Raw genomic sequence first — 17357 nt, 5'->3', positions numbered from 1 at the left:
CTAAATTTGTTGCGAAAAAAAATCCTCGTGATAATGACGGCCGTCGCTGCCTGCCTGTTTTTCTACCTGCTGGCGCTGGACAGCTATTGCGACGATGGTGGAAATTTTGCGTTGGGCATCTGTTCGGTGACCCGCTTCGTGCCCTGGTAAGCAATTTTCGGCAGGGATGTTCGCACGGCCGCCGCGAGTGTTAAGATGGCGGCCTGAATGTCGCAGTAGATAGGGTTTTTCATGTACGATTTAGGTTTTGGCCAGAACGGCCTGTTGTCGCTGGCCCTCGCCGCCGTGGCGTTGCTGGCCGGGCTGTGGGTTTGGTTCCTGGTGAACCGCGCCAGCGTGCGCGCCAACGAGCAGATTCGCCTGCTGCAAGAGATTGCCGAGCAACAGCGTCAGCAAACGGCGCTGTTGAAGCGTATGGCGCACCGCGCTGGCACTGACGGCGCTGCTGCTGACGACGACGATCTCAGCCCCGCGCTGGATTTCAAAGGTTTTATCCCCGAACGTTGAGCATGATGCTCCGGCTGGCGCTGCCGCCGGGGCGCCTCAGTAAAACACCATGCCCTGATAAGGTTTTTCCCGGCATGCCGCCAGGCGGCTGGCCAAATCGCCGGCATGGATCTCCAATTGATGCCCATCAGGATCGAGAAAATAAAGTGATTCGCCTTCGCTGCGATTGCTTTTCCACTCTTCGACGCCGGCCTGGCGCAACCGCTGGCTGGCCTGTTCAATGTGTTCCGGCGCTACGCTGAAGGCGTAATGGGTGTAATCGCGCTCGCGTTGTTGCGTGCGCCTTTCATCCAGCGACAGGCATAGCCACAACGGCCCCAACGAAAGATAGGCGCCGCCTTGCCAGCGGGCGTGCGGGGTAAAACCCAACAGATGACGATAAAAATCGAAGCTGCGATCGAGATCGCTGACGGCAAGCGTCAGATGGTTGAGGCCGGTCAACATGCATGCGTTTCCTGGGCGCAGAACAGAGAGAAAAGTGTACGCAGGCGCTCAGGAAAGATAAAGGGGGCAAAGCATTAGTAGAGATAATGTGAAAACCGGCGGCGCTGTCATAAAACTGTCGTACAGACATCGTAATGTAGCGCGAACCTTACGAAAGATGGATGAAGCCGATGATTAAATGGTACGAAGAAAGCGATGCCGAAGTGAACCGCAGCATCGCGCTGCTGACCGGAGAGAACCCGGACAAGTGGTATCCCTACGGTGGTGTGAAAGGTAAAGATTACTGCAAGAATCCCTCCGATGCCTGGCCGATCATTTGCGCCAACAAAATCAGTCTGAACCCCGATAACCAAAGCGACAGCCCGCAATGGCAGGCGCGCATGAGCACCCAGGGCGGTGAATGGCAGGCGGACAGCGCCAGCCCGCTGCGCGCGGCGATGATCTGCTTCCTGATGAGCCGACAGGCTAACTGAGTCGAACAATACCGGTGATTGGTAAGAGTTTCTCCTTTTTCTAATAACAGAGCTGTCGTTGGCGGAGGCTGTTTATGAAGCGCATTATCAAAGGTGATAAAAACTTGTCTCATCTGGTGATTGCCCATGCGGCGATCGATCGTCATGCCGAAAGCTTCGGCCAGCGCCGTCAGGGCTGGCCCTCGACCTACCTGATAAAATATCAAAACGATCGCGTGGCGGTGGAAGTGGTCACGCGTAGCCAATCCTATGTCGCCACGCTGATGATCGGCGCGCGCAACCTGACCAAACTGTGCGGAATGCCGGGCTAAACGCCGCTCTTATCCGCTTTCTCACGGTAAAAAAATCGCGCTCCGGCCTGCCGTCTCGGGGCGCTTCTCCTTGATGCTCACGGGGTTAAGTGTTAAAAAGCCGCCCGCAGATACATTTATTGATTGGTGAAATCTTGGCCGATAGCGGCAAGGGTGTACGCCATATGAGGATAAGATGGGCGGTCAGCATCAGGATACTCCGCTAAAACGCGGCTTAAAAAACAGACATATACAGCTTATTGCCCTCGGGGGCGCCATCGGTACCGGTTTATTTCTCGGCATTGCGCAAACCATTAAAATGGCCGGCCCCGCCGTGCTGTTGGGTTACGCCATCGGTGGTTTTATCGCGTTTTTAATCATGCGCCAGCTGGGCGAAATGGTGGTGGAGGAGCCGGTCGCCGGATCGTTCAGCCACTTTGCCTATAAATATTGGGGCGACTTCGCCGGCTTTCTTTCCGGCTGGAACTATTGGGCGATGTTCATTCTGGTCGGCATGGCGGAACTGACCGCTGTCGGCATCTACATTCAGTACTGGTGGCCGGAGATCCCCACCTGGGCCTCCGCCGCGCTGTTTTTCGTGCTGATCAACCTGATTAACCTGGTGAACGTGCGCCTGTACGGCGAAACCGAATTCTGGTTCGCCATCATCAAAGTGGTGGCGATTGTCGGCATGATCGTGTTCGGCGCCTGGCTGTTGGTCAGCGGCAACGGCGGCCCGCAGGCCAGCATCACCAACCTGTGGCAGCAGGGCGGCTTTATGCCGCACGGCTTCTCCGGGCTGGTGATGGCGATGGCGGTGATCATGTTCTCGTTCGGCGGCCTGGAAATGGTCGGCATCACCGCGGCGGAAGCCGCCGATCCGCGCCGCAGCATTCCCAAAGCCACCAATCAGGTGGTGTACCGCATTCTGATCTTCTATATCGGCTCGCTGACCGTGCTGCTGTCGCTCTATCCGTGGGGGCAAGTGGTGGAAGGCGGCAGCCCGTTCGTGCTGATTTTCCATGCGTTGAACAGCAATCTGGTGGCGACCGTGCTCAACGTGGTGGTGCTGACCGCCGCGCTGTCGGTCTACAACAGCGGCGTTTATGCCAACAGCCGCATGTTGTTCGGGCTGGCCAGCCAGGGCAATGCGCCGCAGGCGCTGACGCGGGTTAACAAGCGCGGCGTGCCGGTGCTGTCCATTGCGCTATCAGCGTTGATTACCTCGATTGGCGTGCTGATTAACTACCTGATGCCCGGCAAGGCGTTTGAGCTGCTGATGGCGCTGGTGGTTTCAACGTTGGTGATCAACTGGGTGATGATCTGCCTGGCGCACCTGAAATTCCGCGCCGCCAAGAACCGCCAGGGCGTCATTCCCAGCTTTAAGGCGCTGTGGTACCCGTTCGGCAACTACCTGTGCCTGGCGTTCCTCAGCCTGATTCTGGTGATTATGTATTTCAGCGAAGGGATCCGCATTTCGGTGTTGCTGATGCCGGTGTGGATTGCGGTGCTGTGGTGCGGGTTTATGCTGACGCGCCGTAAAGGCACCAAGCGTTAATCGGTATGCTGCGGAGGCGTATTGCGCGCCTCCGCTTCTCTTCTCGTTAGCCGCGCGGCATAAAGGCGCGCCCCTCACTATGCCCCCGCCCCAGCAGTTTCCGACACAGTAGCAGCAGGGTGCTGATCACGTCGATGGCGACCACGCTGAGCATCAGCAGGGCCAGCATGAAGAATCCGAGCAGCGAACCGCCCAGCACCACCAGCGGGGCAGGTACGCGCAGACGGCGCAGCTTCATGGCGAAATACATTTTCCAGTATTGCTTCTGTGCCAGCAGCGCGCTGCGAATACGGCGCCCCAGGCCGATGCCTGATTTGCGGGATGTAGAACGACTCATAACTTCTCCTTTTCTGTATGCCCTACAAGTCAATCACAAAGATCTTAAGAGAGTCTTAACGGGCTCTTGGCGGCCCTGGCTGTCTCACCGGAGTGAGACAACAGCATACGGCAAAAGGTCCCGAGATGCAGCGCACGGCTGACAAAGTGCGAGCTTCATCGGGTTTGTTACACTGAAAGTCATGCCCGTGCAGGGCGCAGTGGTCGGGAGAAAAGGCAGGATGAAGAGAATCAACCGTTATTACGACGCGGCCAAGGCGCATCACACGCCGGAGGGATTTCGCAACCCGGAACCCTCGCAGCGCCAGGAGGGCGACCTGCAGCGTTGGCAGGATGAACGCAAGCGGCAGGGGCTGCCCAGGCCGCCGCAGCAGGGCTACGCGCAATTTACCGAGCGTTGGTGGCAACCCGCAGATCTCAGCGGCGGCGATGACAGCATTTGGTGGCTTGGGCATGCGTCAATGCTGCTGCGGCTGGGCGGGCGCTATATCCTGATCGACCCGGTGTTGTCCGAACGCGCATCGCCGCTGAGCTTCTACGGCCCGAAGCGCAGAACGCCGACGCCGCTGACGGTGGAGCAACTGCCGGCGGTGGATGCGGTGCTGATCTCCCATAATCATTATGATCATCTCGACAGGCGCACGGTGCGGCAGCTGGCGCGGCGCTTTCCACAGGCCGAGTTTATCGTGCCGCTCGGATTGAAGCGCTGGTTTCGCCGCTATCGGCTGAAGGTGCATGAACTGGACTGGTGGCAGAGCCTGTCGCTGGGCGAACTGACGGTCTACGCCACGCCGGCGCGGCATTGGAGCATGCGCACGCTGTGGGATCGCAATCGCTCGTTGTGGTGCGGCTGGGTGATCCACCATCCGGCGCTGCGGTTTTATTTTTCCGGCGACAGCGGCTATTCGGAACGGCTGGCGGAGATCGGTCAACGGCTGGGGCCGTTCGACGTGGCGGCGCTGCCGATTGGCGCCTATGCGCCGCGCTGGTTCATGCAGGAGCAGCATATGGATCCGCAGCAGTCGGTGACGTTGTATCGCGAGCTGAATCAGCCGCGCGCCATTCCCATCCATTGGGGGGTATTCGAATTGGCGGATGAATCGCTCGACGAGCCGCCGCAGCAGTTGAACCTGGCGCTGAGCGAGGCGGGGCTGGATCAGCATCAATTCCACCCGTTGAAGATTGGCGAGCGCATCGCGTTGCAGGACTCGCAGCAAGCGTTCTCTCTTCGCCCTGCGGTACCGGGGAAAGAATAAGATCAACGGTTTGAAAGCGTGGCGGTAATTAGCAGAATCGATAAGCACGGGTGGTGATTCAAATAACCACCCGATCTTCAAGATTTAATTCCATGCCACACTTTCGCTATTCATAAGATTATTCCGGTTATTCAGACTCGTGGCTTTCGGATTATTTAGGATGAAACAACTGGCCAGCGGGAGAGGCGTCTGGAGGTTGCATGCTTATGCAACCGTTGCCCGTGGTACCCGCTTCACTTGCGCCTTCCGACGCTATGGGGTTCTCACCCTGTGGCGGCAGGGTTGAAGACCGACGATGAATGCGCTTTCCGGCGCTAAAGGGTCGGAGGAGCATTGAATAAATTGGCCCCCGTTCATCGATATTCAAATGTTGCATATGACATTCCATAAAGATTCAAATTTTTTAACGCTATAAGCGGCAAAAAAGCGAAAGTGCCGAGAAGGAGAGGCGTCAAAACGATGAAAGTTTTGTTAAAACGCTATCAGAATGCGGGGTCTGGCGCAGTGATTTTGGCAAGCAGAAAATAGCCGATGCTTCAACATCTTTTGGGCTATTTAAGCAAATGCGGCGCTCGACCGTTTCAAATATGTGCGACATGTCGTTCAGTGATTAAAAATGGCTTGCCATCGCATACAGAGTATGTGATAACGCATCTGGGTAAAACGAGGTACAGTTCTGTATATGTGTGGCATTTTCAGTAAAGAAGTTCTGAGTAAAGACGTTAGCGTTGAATACCGCTTCTCTGCCGATCCTTATCTTAGTGCCTCAAGCAGTAACGACTCTAGTTTGTCTATGTAACGCCCACGGGCGGTTTAAACAATCCAAAGGAAATACTCAAGATGGCAAAGATCAAAGGTCAAGTTAAGTGGTTCAACGAGTCTAAAGGTTTCGGTTTCATCACCCCGGCTGACGGCAGCAAAGACGTGTTCGTACACTTCTCTGCAATCCAGGGTAACGGCTTCAAAACCCTGGCTGAAGGCCAGAACGTTGAGTTCGAAATCCAAGATGGCCAGAAAGGCCCATCTGCAGTAAACGTTACTGCTATCTAATCAGCGTCAGCTGTACAAAAAGCCCGCCTCCGCGCGGGCTTTTTCGTTTCCGTCATCCGGCGGCGATGATGATGCCGGCATACTGGTTGCGGCCTTTGATCCCCGGATGCGTCGGATCCTGCGCGCGCCGGTGGCTGTTGCGGCGATAGCTGGTGTACTTGAAGCGCTGCGGCCGCTGCGGGTCGACGTCGGGCGTGCAGATGGTGCAACTGCCGGCGCGGTCAACGGCGGCGAAGCCCAGCGCCGCCAGCTTGTGTTCGGCAATCGCGGCCAAATCCAGATGCCGGTAATGCGGGCTGATCAGCGTGGCGGGCAGCGGCAGGCGCTGTTTAAAATTCTCCACCAGCGCTTCGTCGACTTCGTAGCAGCACGCGCCGGCGGCTGGGCCGATAGATACCACCCAGTCGGCGGTGTCGCCGTCCTGGCGAATGCGCGCTGCCATCTGTTCCAGAATGCCGTCCAGCAACCCGCGCCAGCCGGCATGAACCGCGGCGATGGCGCCGCCGTCGCGGCGGCTGAACAGCACCGGCAGACAGTCCGCCGTCAGCACGCCGAGCAGAATGCCGGGCTGGCGGGTGTAGAAGCCGTCGGCTTCACCGCACGCCTGCGCCGGTTGCAGCACCTCGACGATACGGGTGCCGTGCACCTGCTTCTTTTCCGGCAGCGTGGCGCTGTAGGGCAGCAGATGCCCCGGCAGCAGCGCGAGTTTGCTGCCGAAGCCGTGCTGAATGTGGGGCACCGCATCGAGCAGCGCGGAACGATCGCTCATAAGTTATTTTCACCTGCGTGAGAAAACAGACTCACAGTGTAGCCAGCTTTTTCCCCGCTTGACCAGGCGTTGTTGGCGGCGAAAGCGAGCGGGGATGCGCCTTGCATCGAGCCGACGCCTTCTTTAGACTAGCCGCGCCCTGTCTTTCTGGAAGCCCATTCATGTCTTATCAATGCCCCCTGTGTCATCAACCGCTGCATTTCTCATCGCAACACTGGCGTTGCGACGGCAATCATCAGTTCGATCAAGCCAAAGAAGGCTACGTCAATCTGCTGCCGGTACAGCACAAGCGATCGAAGCAGCCGGGAGACAGCGCGGAAATGATGCAGGCGCGGCGCGCGTTTCTCGACGGCGGTTTTTATCAGCCGCTGCAACAGCAGGTGGCAGAGTGGCTGGATTTGGCGCTGGCGGCCGATGCAGGCGCGTTATTGGATATAGGCTGTGGGGAAGGGTATTACACCGCCGCCGTGGCCGCACGGCTGGCGCAGCAGCGCAATATGGCGGTTTATGGGCTGGACGTCGCCAAGGTGGCGATCCGCTACGCTGCCAAGCGTTATCCCGCGGTCTCGTTCTGCGTCGCCTCCAGCCACCGCCTGCCGTTCGCCGACGGGGCGCTGGATGCGGTGTTGCGCATCTATGCGCCCTGCAAGGCGGCGGAGCTGGCGCGAGTGGTGAAGCCGGGCGGCGTGGTGGTGACGGTTTCGCCGGGCCCGCGTCATCTGTACCAACTGAAAGAGCAGGTGTACCAGCAGGCGCAGCTGCATGCCGAACAGGACGAACAGTTCGACGGATTCGAGTGCGAGCGTAAAGAGGCATTGGCCTATACGATGACCTTGCCGGGCGCACAGGCCGCCAACCTGCTGCAGATGACGCCGTTCGCCTGGCGCGCTACGCCGGAGGTGCAGCAGAGGCTGGCGCACGGCGGCGAGTTTGAGTGCGAAACGGATTTCGTGCTGGCGTTGTACCGGCGCCGTGCTTAACAGGCGCAGTGAGCCCAGAAACAAAAAAACCTGCCGCGGCAGGTTTTTTTGTAGCGCGAGCGCCTCAGGCCAGGTAGCCGAGATGCTCCAGCAGAATGTTGACGCCGATACCGATCAGCACCACGCCGCCGAGGATCTCGGCGCGTTTTCCCAGCAGCGGGCCGATAAAGCGGCCGATCATCATGCCCAGCGTCGCCATGATCATGGTGGCGCAACCGATGGCCATGGCGGTGTGCACGATATTGACCTGCAGGAAGGCCAGGCCGACGCCGATAGCCATGGCGTCGAGGCTGGTGGCGATAGCGGTAGCCACCAAGATCCAGAAGCCGTGGCGTTTGACCTTCTCTTCTTCATCGGGCTTGTTGCGCACCCCTTCGACAATCATGCGCATGCCGAGAATGAACAGCAGCGAGAAGGCGACCCAGTGATCCCATTCCATGATGTATTGGCTGGCGAACAGGCCGATGGCCCAACCGATGAGCGGGGTGATCGCTTCGACCACGCCGAAGATCAGGCCGGTGCGGATAGCTTCGCGGAAACGGGGTTGATGCAGGCTGGCGCCTTTGCCGATCGAAGCGGCGAAAGCATCCATGGACATGCCGAAAGCGAGAATGAGTGTTGCTGAAAGGTTCATGTGAAATAGCCTCGGCCGGGTGGCTCCATATACACGTAACCCACCCCCAACCAAACGACGGAGTTACGTGTCTATGGTCTCGCCAACCTTACCTGGCTGCCCGCACCACGTTTCATACGGCGAAACGAGTATGTTGATACGGGCGTTTCTGGCGTTTTATTCTCCAGAAACCGGCTACTCCCCAATGACGGCGCAACCATACCATATTATTTCCGCCACCGACAACTTTATTCTGGCGTGATGTTCGCGCTTAATTGAGACTCGTTTTCATTAATCTAATTTCATGTGGGAATATAATGTAGACGTGGGTAACAATGTTGCGGAAATAATAGTCAGAGTGAAAGTGACGCAGCCCATTAATTACCCACAGGCCGCGCAAGGTTTGAGCGGTAACAAGGCGGTAATTTATTTATCTATTGATTATCAACGAAAAACTGATAAATCTTCTCCAGGTCGTCCAGGTGTGTCACCTGAACCAACAGCCGGCGCTGTTCCAGGTCGATGGCCAGAATACCGTCCTCCGATAAATTCATGGCTTTAATGCGGTTATATTCAACAAACACATTGGCGAAGAAAAAACCCTGCGCTTTAAACACCATCTTGGGAGCGCGAATATAAGAAACATAGATAGCGAGCAGCGCCAAGGAAATAAGCAGGTAGGTGGTTAATACCGCACCATTGTCGGTGACATTGCGGTAAATCAGAATGGCGATCAGGCCGACGAAAATCAGGCTGTCGAGGCGGTGGCGGCGTTTGAGCAGCACCTTGAGGCGCGTTTTGCCTTTCAGCAGATCCATGCCGAATTCGTCATACAGCGAGTACAGCAACAGCAGGGTGATAAACAGCATCAGTACGGCGTCGGTCAGTGACATCTCTTGCTCCACACATAAAAAAGCCGGGGGTTGCCCCCCGGCCGTTTCGAACGATTATAGGCCCAGCAGGCCAATCCAATAGCCAAAGATACCGATGACGAAGAAGCCGATGATGATCCACAGCGCGTTGACTTTCTTGCGCAGCAGCCACATACAGGCGAAGGTCAGCAGCAACGGCACCAGGCCCGGCATCAATTGGTCGAGGATGGTCTGCACCGTGGTCACGTTGGTATGCCCGGTCTGGTCAGTGATCTTGGACACCACCAGCGGGATATTCACGTGCGTCCACTTGTTGACCAGCGCCCCCATGACAAACAGGCCGAGAATGGACGCCCCTTCCGTCAGTTTCTGCAGGAAGCCGCCGCCCATGTCGTTGACGATATCCACCCCTTTACGGTAACCGTAGGCCACGCCGTAGTAGCGGGTCAGCAGGCGCACCAGGTTGAACAGCACGAAGAACAGGATTGGCCCGAGCAGGCTGCCGCTCATAGCGATGCCCGCGCCGAGCGCGGCGAACACCGGCCGCACGGTGCCCCAGAAAATCGGGTCACCGACGCCCGCCAATGGCCCCATCAGACCGACCTTGATGCCGTTGATCGCGCCGTCGTCGATCGGCGCGCCGTTCGCGCGTTGCTCTTCCATCGCCATGGTTACGCCGAGCACCGGCGCCGCCACGTAAGGGTGGGTGTTGAAGAACTCGAGGTGGCGCTTGATCGCCTGTTTGCGATCGTCATTGTTTTCCGGATACAGGCGACGGATCACCGGCACCATCGAGAAGCAAAAACCCAGCGCCTGCATGCGTTCGAAGTTCCACGAACCCTGGAACAGGTTCGAGCGCAGGAATACGCCGCGAATATCGGCCGGCGTGAGTTTCTTTTGAGCAGTTGTATCAACCATTTCTCTCACCTATTCCTAGTCGAGTTCGTTATCGAGATCGTTCGCGTTAGCCGGGCCGGCCTGGACAACCTGAGACTTGTTGTATTTCGGGCTGAGCTGGATATACAGCACGGCCATCACCACGCCGATGACGCCGAGCGCCACCAGGTTGAAGTTGGTGAAGGCGGCGGTCACGAAACCCAGGTAGAAGAACGGCATCAGGTAGCCGGCGCGCATCATGTTAATCACCATCGCGTAACCGACCACCACGATCATGCCGCCGGCGATGTTCAGGCCGCTGGTGACCACTTCCGGGATCGAGTTGAGCAGGGCGTGTACCCCGGCGGTGCCGACCGAGATGGCGACGATGACCGCCGGGATGGCGATACGCATCGCCTGCAGCAGCAGGGCGCCGATGTGGATCCAGGTGATGGCCCGCAGGCTGCCGCGCTCCGCCGCGCTGTCCGCCGCGTGCTGGAAGGCCACGGTGAGGGTGCGCACGATGATGGTCAACACCTGGCCAGCCGCCGCCAGCGGAATGGCCAGGGCGATACCGGCGCCGACGCTTTGCCCGCCGGCGATGACCAGAATGGTCGAGATGATGGACGCCAGGGCGGCATCCGGCGCGACCGCCGCGCCGATGTTCATCCAGCCCAGGGCGATCATTTCCAGCGTACCGCCGATAATGATGCCGGTTTTCATATCGCCGAGAATGAAGCCGATCAGGGTACAGGCGACCAGCGGACGGTGGAACTGAAACTCGTCGAGGACGGAACCCATCCCGGCGATACAGGCAACGATAAATATCAGCACAATCTGAAGAGTGGTGATCTCCATTGCACTTCTCCTATGACCAAAAAAGCTCTGAGTAAAATAATCAGCGGCTGGCGCCACTAATTGAGTTTGTTAATCAGGTCCATCATTTTTAGCCGGCTGTCGGACGAGACCTTGCGCACCTCCAGCTCGATACCGCGATCGTTCAGTTTCTTAAACGCTTCGATATCTTTTTCATCGACGGAAACGGCGTTGTTCACCTGGGTTTTCCCCTGACGGAACGCCATGCCGCCGATATTGACAGATTGAATATCCACGCCGCCCTCCACCAGACGCAAGACGTCGGTCGGGTTGGTAAACAACAGCATCACGCGGTCGTTGGCGTATTTCGGGTTGTTCCAGACGCGGATGGCCTTCGCCACGTCCACCACGTGGGCGGTGACGCCCGGCGGGGCGACCTGGGTCAGCAGGGTTTTGCGCACATGGTCGGCGGCGACTTCATCGCTGACGACGATAATGCGGCTGACGTTGGTCTCTTTGGTCCAGCGGGTAGCGACCTGGCCGTGAATCAAGCGGTCATCGATGCGCGCCAGGCCGATTTTCATGTGGTCATTCGGCCCCAGCGGCGCCTGAGGGGCAGCGGCTTTGGCGACGGGTGCTGCGGGTTTTACGGGTTCTTCCTGCGGTTTTTTCAGCGCTTTCACGCCTTCGCGGCCGGTTTCCAACGCCAGCGCCACCAGTTCATCGAAGGCGGGGTTGTCGTCCCGCGCCATGAAGGTTTCCACCAGCATCGGAATGTTGACCCCGGTGACGACCTCATAGTTTTCCTTGTCGACCGCAATGCGGCTGGCGGCGTTGAACGGGCTGCCGCCCCAGGTATCCACCAGGAACAGCACGCCGCCGCTGGTATCCAACCCACTGATTTTCTCGTTGTACTTGACGATTAACGTCTCGGCATTCTCACCGGGAACGAAGTCTATAAAGGCGACGTTGTCCTGCTCGCCCAATAGCATCTCCGCCGTTTTCAGCAGTTGTTCCGCTGCAGCCCCGTGTGTGCCGATGATAATAGCTATTGCCACTCGCTACCTCCTCGTTGAACTCCAGGCGCGGTTTGTGTCGTTTCTCCGCGCCGTCTTGGCAGTCACTTCCGCGGTTCAGATACATTATGGTAGAAAAAAAGAAACGCACGCCTAACATTTCTCACGCAGTTTCAAATGCCTGTGCGCAATACTTCACGAACGCGACATTTATTTTAGTGAGTGAAAAAATATTTTTTGTGACGCTGCTCCGCTATTGAATGCTCGGAGAAATCTTAGCTGTCGCAGATGACATGGCGGGGGCGTCACCCTAAACCGCCGTTGAAAAAGCCGCTTTGTCCCCCAGAAAAATCCTGATACAGTAATTCCTTCTTTCATTACTAAGGAGTGAAGGGCCTCAGCCCTCCCTATGGACTGTCACCGAAGTTACTGTTTTTCCAGGTTTCACCCGCCACCCGCTGGCGTTGCATATGCTGTTCGGCCCTTCGGCCATCTCCCGGCAATCCCATCCCGTCACCTTGCTATTGTCGACTGCACCCATGCAGCGGCGGCATCGTCACGTCTGAGCGGCGTGCGCTCATTCCCACTTTTCTCTGGAGTCTGATATGGAATTTTTAATGGACCCCTCTATTTGGGCGGGGTTGCTGACGCTGGTGGTGCTGGAAATCGTGCTGGGCATCGACAACCTGGTGTTCATCGCCATTTTGGCCGACAAGCTGCCGCCGAAGCAGCGCGATAAGGCGCGCATTATCGGCCTGTCGCTGGCATTGCTGATGCGTTTGGGCCTGCTGTCGGTGATCTCCTGGATGGTAACCCTGACCACGCCGCTGTTCAGCGTCGGCGATTTCAGCTTCTCCGGCCGCGATTTGATCCTGCTGTTCGGCGGGGTATTCCTGCTGTTCAAGGCCACCATGGAGCTGCATGAACGGCTGGAAGGGCAGACGCATCAAGACGGCGCTAACCGCGGTTACGCCAAGTTCTGGGCGGTGGTGGTGCAAATCGTGATCCTCGACGCGGTATTTTCGCTCGATGCGGTGATTACCGCCGTGGGCATGGTGAACGATCTGCCGGTGATGATGGCGGCGGTGGTGATCGCGATGGCGGTGATGCTGTTGGCGTCGAAGCCGTTGACCAACTTCGTCAACGCGCACCCGACCATCGTGGTGCTGTGCCTGAGCTTCCTGTTGATGATCGGCCTGAGCCTGATCGCCGAAGGCTTCGGTTTGCACATTCCTAAAGGCTACCTGTATGCCGCTATCGGCTTCTCGATTCTGATTGAATTGTTCAACCAGATCGCGCGTCGCAACTTTATCAAGCATCAAGCGCGTCGTCCGATGCGCGAGCGCACCGCGGAAGCGATCATGCGCCTGATGGGGCAGCAGCGTGCGCAGCAGACGGACGATGCGGTCGCCTTGCCGCGGGATGAAACCTTTGCGGCGGAAGAGCGCTATATGATCAGCGGCGTGTTGACGCTGGCCTCGCGTTCATTGCGCAGCGTGATGACGCCGCGCACCGACATTTCCTGGGTCGACTGCGAGCGCTCCCGCGAGGAGGTGCGCGCACAGCTGCTGGATACGCCGCACAGCCTGTTCCCGGTGTGCCGCGACTCGGTGGATGAAATCGTCGGCGTGGTACGTGCCAAGGATCTGCTGGTGGCGCTGGAGCAAGGGGAAGATATCGCCGAGTTCGCCGCCCGCACGCCGCCGATCGTGGTGCCGGAAACCATGGACGTCATCAAGCTGCTGGCGGTGCTGCGCCGCGCCAAAGGGCGTCTGGTGGTGGTCACCAATGAGTTCGGCGTGGTGCAGGGGCTGGTAACGCCGCTGGACGTGCTGGAAGCGATTGCCGGTGAATTCCCGGACGAGGACGAAACGCCGGACATCGTGGCGGAAGGTGACGGCTGGCTGGTGAAGGGCGGAACCGATCTGCACTCGCTGGAACAGGCGCTGGCCTGCGATGACCTGGTCAGCCCCACCGCCGACTACGCCACCCTGGCGGGGCTGCTGTTGGCCCACTACGGGCAGATGCCGGTGGCGGGAGATAGCATTGAGCTGAACCACCTGCGGTTCGATATCGTTGAGGTGTCCGAATACCGTATCGAACTGGTGCGCGTTACCCGCGTCGTCCTGGACGAGACGGCGCACGCGTAACCCTCCCACCGGGGGCTCAGGCCTCCGGCGGATCCTCTTCCGCTTTCCTGACGCGCGATTCGTACTGTTGCAACCACAGTGGGAAAACGTGGATCGGCATCGGCTTGGCGAAATAATATCCCTGCAGGGCATTGACCTCGCGTGAGCGCAGATAGTCGGCCTGTTCCTCCGTTTCCACCCCCTCTGCCACCAGTTTCAGCTTCAGGCGCTGCGCCAGCGTAATGATGGTGTCGGTCACCGTGGCGTTGACCGCGTCGGTGCCGATGGCGGCGGTAAACCCGCGATCGATCTTCAAGACGTCCGGGCTGAGGTTCTTCAGGTAGCTCAGCGAGCTGTGGCCGGTGCCGAAATCGTCGATGGCCAGCATGATCCCCATGTCTTTCAGCGTGCGGATCTGGTCATACTGAATTGCCGACAGCGCGGTGCGTTCGGTCAGCTCCAGCATCAATGAGGGCATCGGGTGCGCCGGCAGCCAAATCTGGCGAATATCGTCGATGATATTGAGCGTTTTAAAATGCTCGGCGGCGACGTTGATGCTGATGTAGAACGACGGCCGGGGCGGGAACAGCTGCAGATTTTCCGTCACGGTGCTCATCAGGTAGCGGGTGAGCGGAATGATCAGCTCATGCTGCTCGGCCAGCGGAATAAACACGTCGGGCGAGATCCACCCTTGCCGTTTCTTTTTCCAACGCAGCAGCATCTCGACGCCGGCGCAGCGCCCGGTATCGCTGTGGATGATCGGCTGGCAGTAGACGCGGAACTCGCGATGGGTGATGGCATGGCCGATGTGATAAGACAGGCTCATGCGGTTGGCGGTGAGCAGATAGACCACATAGGCGGCCAACAGGCTGATCAGCAGCGCCAGCGGAATATGGCGCGGCAGGGCGGAAAGCGCCAGCATGCCGATCTGCGGGCCGAACAGCGAAATCGAGAACGGATACAGCGCGGAGCCAGCGGTGTAGCGCAGATCGTTGGTCAGGGTATCGCGACTCAGGATTTCGCGGCGGCCGTATTCCAGGCTGCTGTCGGCCACGTTCAGCACCACGCGCTGAACGTAAGGCTCCTGCGGCTCGAGTAAAAAGTTGGACAGCAGTTCGATATTAAACACGTGCAGCACGCCGCTGGTTTTATCGCGGGGAGATGGCGTCCACAGCACCAGCGTAGGCAGACCTTTGCTCACCGCCAGCGAGGGGCGCAGCGCCAGCCTGGCGTCGCTGTTGACGAAGGAGGGCATCACCGCGGCCAGCTGATAATGACGGGCGCCAAACAGGCTGGAGCAATAAATAATGCCGTTCTTCACCAGCAACATGGCGCGCAGCGCCTGATTTTGCGCGGCGCGAAAGCGCAGGGTAGATGACACGTTCTCGCAGGACTGGTTCAGCATGTCCATGCTGCGTTCCGCCTGCAGCTGCGCCGGCGTCAGCAACTGGTTGAGCTTGCCGACGGTGCGGGTGGCCAACGTGTGTTGGCTCAACTCGATGCTTTTGACCTCTTGATAGTAACGGGTATACAGCGATACCAACAGAATAGCCGCGCCCACCGCTCCGGCCAGCAGCCAACGGTAGTAACGATATCGGGACGCGGCGAGGTGGGTCATCAACATCCGGTAAATCCTTGTTCGGTAATCCAGCTCCGAGTCACAGTCAGGCCATTGATCCTTAAGTTGCGCTCGGCTAATTCTAGCCTGAGGTTATACAAGATTGATGGTAACTCAGTAAATTATTTCAGTTTGGTAAAACAGAAGGCCAATTTGCAGGCTAACCGCCGGATCGATGAGAAAAATGCAGGATTTTTTCTGGTGACATTGTCACTAAAACGTTCAATGAATTGATTACCCATAAAAAACCCCGCCGGGCGGCGGGGTTATCTGTCAGTCGCATTGCACCTTGATTGCCAGGCCGCCGCGTGACGTTTCGCGGTACTTGGCGTTCATGTCTTTGCCGGTTTCGTACATGGTCTCGATCACCTTATCCAGCGAAACGCGCGGCTCGCTGGTGCGGCGCAGGGCCATGCGGGCGGCGTTGATCGCCTTGACCGAGGCGATGGCGTTGCGCTCGATGCACGGCACCTGCACCTGGCCGGCGACCGGGTCACAGGTCAGACCCAGGTTGTGTTCCATGCCGATCTCCGCCGCCACGCACACCTGCTCAGGGCTGCCGCCCAGCAGTTCGGCCAGGCCGGCCGCCGCCATGGAGCAGGCTACGCCGACTTCACCCTGGCAGCCGACTTCGGCGCCGGAAATGGAGGCGTTCATCTTGTACAACGCGCCGATGGCGCCCGCCGCCATAAAGTAGCGGATGTAGATGTCCGGGCTGACGGACTCGATGAAGTGATCGTAGTAAGCCAGTACCGCAGGCACGATGCCGCAGGCGCCGTTGGTCGGCGCGGTAACCACGCGGCCGCCGGCGGCGTTTTCTTCGTTAACCGCCAGCGCGAACATGTTGACCCAGTCGATCACGTTCATCGGATCGCTGGACAGTTTGTCCGACGCCACCAGCATGCGGCGCAGCGCGGAGGCACGGCGCGGCACGCGCAGCGGCCCCGGCAGCACGCCTTCGGTGTTCAGACCGCGATCGATACAGGCGCGCATGGTTTGCCAGACGTTGCCGAAGTAGGTCTCGATCTCTTGCTTGCTGTGCAGCGCCAGTTCGTTTTGCATCACCATGCCGGACAGCGACAGGCCGGTCTCGCGGCAGTGATCGAGCATTTCGCGCGCGGAGTTGAACGGATAGGGCATTTGCAGCTCTTGCTCGGCGTCCTTACCGAAGTTCTCCTCGTCGACGATGAAACCGCCGCCGATAGAGTAATAGGTCTTGCTGTACACTTCTTTATCGCCGGCGAAGGCGTGGATCTGCATGCCGTTTTCATGCAGCGGCAGGTTGTCGCTGCGGAAGACCATGCCGCCGTCGCGCGGGAAATCGACTTCATGCAGGCCGTTGGCCAGCATCAGGCGTTGACGTTGTTCTACATCGCGAATAAAACCCGGAATGCTATCGATATCGACGGTGTCCGGCATGTTGCCGGCCAGGCCGAGAATGATGGCGATATCGGTATGGTGACCTTTTCCGGTCAATGAGAGTGAGCCGTAAACGTCTACGGCAACACGCGTGATAGAAGGCATCAGGCCTTTATTTACCAGATCGTCGACAAACTGTTTGCCGGCTTTCATCGGTCCAACCGTATGAGAGCTGGACGGGCCGATGCCGATCTTAAACATGTCGAAAACGCTAATCACGCTAAAACTCCTTAAAGAGACGTATTGTTATGGCTGCGGCGGTTAAAAACCGCGCAGGGAACAGCGATATTGTAAAAGGGCCGTGCGGGTTCGGCTGCCTTTTTCGCATGAAATTA

The 17357-nt window shown here is 58.3% G+C and carries 20 protein-coding genes and 1 riboswitch; of the genes, 10 read left to right on the top strand and 10 right to left on the bottom strand.

Translation table 11 applies throughout. The features are described from left to right. Positions 1 to 6 precede the first annotated feature (6 nt). Both mgrB and ACK3CV_RS14805 read left to right on the top strand, forming a co-directional pair. On the top strand, positions 7 to 150 hold the full coding sequence (gene mgrB, locus ACK3CV_RS14810) for a PhoP/PhoQ regulatory lipoprotein MgrB (RefSeq protein WP_016927395.1): 144 nt from the start codon (positions 7 to 9) through the stop codon (positions 148 to 150). Positions 151 to 231: 81 nt separating this feature from the next. Then, a complete protein-coding gene (locus ACK3CV_RS14805) occupies positions 232 to 507 on the top strand; it encodes a YebO family protein (RefSeq protein WP_033647694.1) in 276 nt (91 codons plus the stop codon). A 36-nt stretch (positions 508 to 543) separates the two neighbouring features. Here the strand turns inward: ACK3CV_RS14805 and fos are convergent, their stop codons facing one another. Then, the gene (gene fos, locus ACK3CV_RS14800; protein ID WP_060426065.1) at positions 544 to 951 is read right to left on the bottom strand and encodes a fosfomycin resistance glutathione transferase; all 408 of its coding nucleotides are present in this window, start codon (positions 949 to 951) and stop codon (positions 544 to 546) included. 170 nt (positions 952 to 1121) lie between these two features. Here fos and ACK3CV_RS14795 point away from each other — a divergent pair, with 170 nt between their 5' ends. From ACK3CV_RS14795 to ACK3CV_RS14785, 3 genes are all read left to right on the top strand, one after another. Continuing rightward, a complete protein-coding gene (locus ACK3CV_RS14795; protein ID WP_004927682.1) occupies positions 1122 to 1424 on the top strand; it encodes a phage protein NinX family protein in 303 nt (100 codons plus the stop codon). 74 nt (positions 1425 to 1498) lie between these two features. Continuing rightward, entirely contained in the window at positions 1499 to 1735 is a 237-nt protein-coding gene (locus ACK3CV_RS14790; RefSeq protein WP_004927680.1) for a DUF4060 family protein, read from the top strand. A gap of 175 nt (positions 1736 to 1910) precedes the next feature. Then, positions 1911 to 3272: an amino acid permease gene (locus ACK3CV_RS14785; RefSeq protein ID WP_060421412.1), complete on the top strand. Its 1362-nt coding sequence runs from the start codon at positions 1911 to 1913 to the stop codon at positions 3270 to 3272. Between the two features lie 46 nt (positions 3273 to 3318). On the opposite strand, the gene ACK3CV_RS14780 is transcribed toward ACK3CV_RS14785, so the two are convergent. Then, on the bottom strand, positions 3319 to 3609 hold the full coding sequence (locus ACK3CV_RS14780; protein ID WP_033654429.1) for a hypothetical protein: 291 nt from the start codon (positions 3607 to 3609) through the stop codon (positions 3319 to 3321). A gap of 220 nt (positions 3610 to 3829) precedes the next feature. Between ACK3CV_RS14780 and ACK3CV_RS14775 the strand changes: the two genes are divergently transcribed. The 3 genes from ACK3CV_RS14775 (at position 3830) to cspE (ending at position 5914) form a co-directional block, all read left to right on the top strand. Continuing rightward, on the top strand, positions 3830 to 4864 hold the full coding sequence (locus tag ACK3CV_RS14775) for an MBL fold metallo-hydrolase (protein ID WP_060421409.1): 1035 nt from the start codon (positions 3830 to 3832) through the stop codon (positions 4862 to 4864). Between the two features lie 682 nt (positions 4865 to 5546). Further along, complete coding sequence (locus tag ACK3CV_RS14770) at positions 5547 to 5663, top strand: DUF2627 domain-containing protein (protein WP_002211058.1); 117 nt, start codon at positions 5547 to 5549, stop codon at positions 5661 to 5663. Between the two features lie 41 nt (positions 5664 to 5704). Next, entirely contained in the window at positions 5705 to 5914 is a 210-nt protein-coding gene (gene cspE / locus ACK3CV_RS14765) for a transcription antiterminator/RNA stability regulator CspE (RefSeq protein ID WP_002221949.1), read from the top strand. A gap of 52 nt (positions 5915 to 5966) precedes the next feature. Here cspE and pgeF read toward each other — a convergent pair whose 3' ends face one another. Then, on the bottom strand, positions 5967 to 6683 hold the full coding sequence (gene pgeF / locus ACK3CV_RS14760) for a peptidoglycan editing factor PgeF (protein WP_033634893.1): 717 nt from the start codon (positions 6681 to 6683) through the stop codon (positions 5967 to 5969). Positions 6684 to 6844: 161 nt separating this feature from the next. Between pgeF and rlmA the strand changes: the two genes are divergently transcribed. Beyond that, positions 6845 to 7663, top strand: coding sequence for a 23S rRNA (guanine(745)-N(1))-methyltransferase (rlmA, locus tag ACK3CV_RS14755; protein WP_041035504.1), 819 nt, complete (start codon positions 6845 to 6847; stop codon positions 7661 to 7663). 64 nt (positions 7664 to 7727) lie between these two features. On the opposite strand, the gene mntP is transcribed toward rlmA, so the two are convergent. The 5 genes from mntP to manX form a co-directional block, all read right to left on the bottom strand. Next, a complete protein-coding gene (gene mntP, locus ACK3CV_RS14750) occupies positions 7728 to 8297 on the bottom strand; it encodes a manganese efflux pump MntP (RefSeq protein WP_033647683.1) in 570 nt (189 codons plus the stop codon). An 11-nt stretch (positions 8298 to 8308) separates the two neighbouring features. After that, positions 8309 to 8492: riboswitch (yybP-ykoY riboswitch) on the bottom strand. A gap of 218 nt (positions 8493 to 8710) precedes the next feature. After that, positions 8711 to 9169, bottom strand: a complete 459-nt coding sequence (locus ACK3CV_RS14745) for a DUF986 family protein (protein WP_033647681.1) — start codon at positions 9167 to 9169, stop codon at positions 8711 to 8713. A 54-nt stretch (positions 9170 to 9223) separates the two neighbouring features. Next, the gene (locus ACK3CV_RS14740; RefSeq protein WP_033634889.1) at positions 9224 to 10066 is read right to left on the bottom strand and encodes a PTS mannose transporter subunit IID; all 843 of its coding nucleotides are present in this window, start codon (positions 10064 to 10066) and stop codon (positions 9224 to 9226) included. A 15-nt stretch (positions 10067 to 10081) separates the two neighbouring features. After that, a complete protein-coding gene (locus ACK3CV_RS14735; protein ID WP_033634888.1) occupies positions 10082 to 10882 on the bottom strand; it encodes a PTS mannose/fructose/sorbose transporter subunit IIC in 801 nt (266 codons plus the stop codon). Between the two features lie 56 nt (positions 10883 to 10938). Further along, positions 10939 to 11898, bottom strand: coding sequence for a PTS mannose transporter subunit IIAB (gene manX, locus ACK3CV_RS14730; protein WP_101427026.1), 960 nt, complete (start codon positions 11896 to 11898; stop codon positions 10939 to 10941). A 563-nt stretch (positions 11899 to 12461) separates the two neighbouring features. Here manX and ACK3CV_RS14725 point away from each other — a divergent pair. After that, a complete protein-coding gene (locus ACK3CV_RS14725) occupies positions 12462 to 14006 on the top strand; it encodes a TerC family protein (protein WP_033634886.1) in 1545 nt (514 codons plus the stop codon). A gap of 16 nt (positions 14007 to 14022) precedes the next feature. Here the strand turns inward: ACK3CV_RS14725 and ACK3CV_RS14720 are convergent, their stop codons facing one another. Further along, on the bottom strand, positions 14023 to 15609 hold the full coding sequence (locus ACK3CV_RS14720; protein WP_039565702.1) for an EAL domain-containing protein: 1587 nt from the start codon (positions 15607 to 15609) through the stop codon (positions 14023 to 14025). A 267-nt stretch (positions 15610 to 15876) separates the two neighbouring features. Beyond that, entirely contained in the window at positions 15877 to 17241 is a 1365-nt protein-coding gene (gene sdaA / locus ACK3CV_RS14715; protein WP_033634884.1) for an L-serine ammonia-lyase, read from the bottom strand. Positions 17242 to 17357: the final 116 nt, after the last annotated feature.

It is taken from the genome of Serratia sp. TSO36 (assembly GCF_057808395.1).
Note: the sequence above shows the minus strand (reverse complement) of the source record. Positions and strands in the feature narration are given on the sequence as shown.

Excerpts from the sequence above, each read along its gene's own strand:
- ACK3CV_RS14725 (WP_033634886.1), top strand. The coding sequence starts at position 12,462 with ATGGAATTTTTAATGGACCCCTCTATTTGGGCGGGGTTGCTGACGCTG.
- ACK3CV_RS14720 (WP_039565702.1), bottom strand. The coding sequence starts at position 15,609 with ATGTTGATGACCCACCTCGCCGCGTCCCGATATCGTTACTACCGTTGG.
- ACK3CV_RS14795 (WP_004927682.1), top strand. The coding sequence starts at position 1,122 with ATGATTAAATGGTACGAAGAAAGCGATGCCGAAGTGAACCGCAGCATC.
- ACK3CV_RS14790 (WP_004927680.1), top strand. The coding sequence starts at position 1,499 with ATGAAGCGCATTATCAAAGGTGATAAAAACTTGTCTCATCTGGTGATT.
- ACK3CV_RS14740 (WP_033634889.1), bottom strand. The coding sequence starts at position 10,066 with ATGGTTGATACAACTGCTCAAAAGAAACTCACGCCGGCCGATATTCGC.
- ACK3CV_RS14770 (WP_002211058.1), top strand. The coding sequence starts at position 5,547 with ATGTGTGGCATTTTCAGTAAAGAAGTTCTGAGTAAAGACGTTAGCGTT.
- cspE (WP_002221949.1), top strand. The coding sequence starts at position 5,705 with ATGGCAAAGATCAAAGGTCAAGTTAAGTGGTTCAACGAGTCTAAAGGT.
- pgeF (WP_033634893.1), bottom strand. The coding sequence starts at position 6,683 with ATGAGCGATCGTTCCGCGCTGCTCGATGCGGTGCCCCACATTCAGCAC.
- ACK3CV_RS14735 (WP_033634888.1), bottom strand. The coding sequence starts at position 10,882 with ATGGAGATCACCACTCTTCAGATTGTGCTGATATTTATCGTTGCCTGT.
- ACK3CV_RS14785 (WP_060421412.1), top strand. The coding sequence starts at position 1,911 with ATGGGCGGTCAGCATCAGGATACTCCGCTAAAACGCGGCTTAAAAAAC.
- ACK3CV_RS14805 (WP_033647694.1), top strand. The coding sequence starts at position 232 with ATGTACGATTTAGGTTTTGGCCAGAACGGCCTGTTGTCGCTGGCCCTC.
- rlmA (WP_041035504.1), top strand. The coding sequence starts at position 6,845 with ATGTCTTATCAATGCCCCCTGTGTCATCAACCGCTGCATTTCTCATCG.
- mntP (WP_033647683.1), bottom strand. The coding sequence starts at position 8,297 with ATGAACCTTTCAGCAACACTCATTCTCGCTTTCGGCATGTCCATGGAT.
- ACK3CV_RS14775 (WP_060421409.1), top strand. The coding sequence starts at position 3,830 with ATGAAGAGAATCAACCGTTATTACGACGCGGCCAAGGCGCATCACACG.
- fos (WP_060426065.1), bottom strand. The coding sequence starts at position 951 with ATGTTGACCGGCCTCAACCATCTGACGCTTGCCGTCAGCGATCTCGAT.
- ACK3CV_RS14745 (WP_033647681.1), bottom strand. The coding sequence starts at position 9,169 with ATGTCACTGACCGACGCCGTACTGATGCTGTTTATCACCCTGCTGTTG.
- ACK3CV_RS14780 (WP_033654429.1), bottom strand. The coding sequence starts at position 3,609 with ATGAGTCGTTCTACATCCCGCAAATCAGGCATCGGCCTGGGGCGCCGT.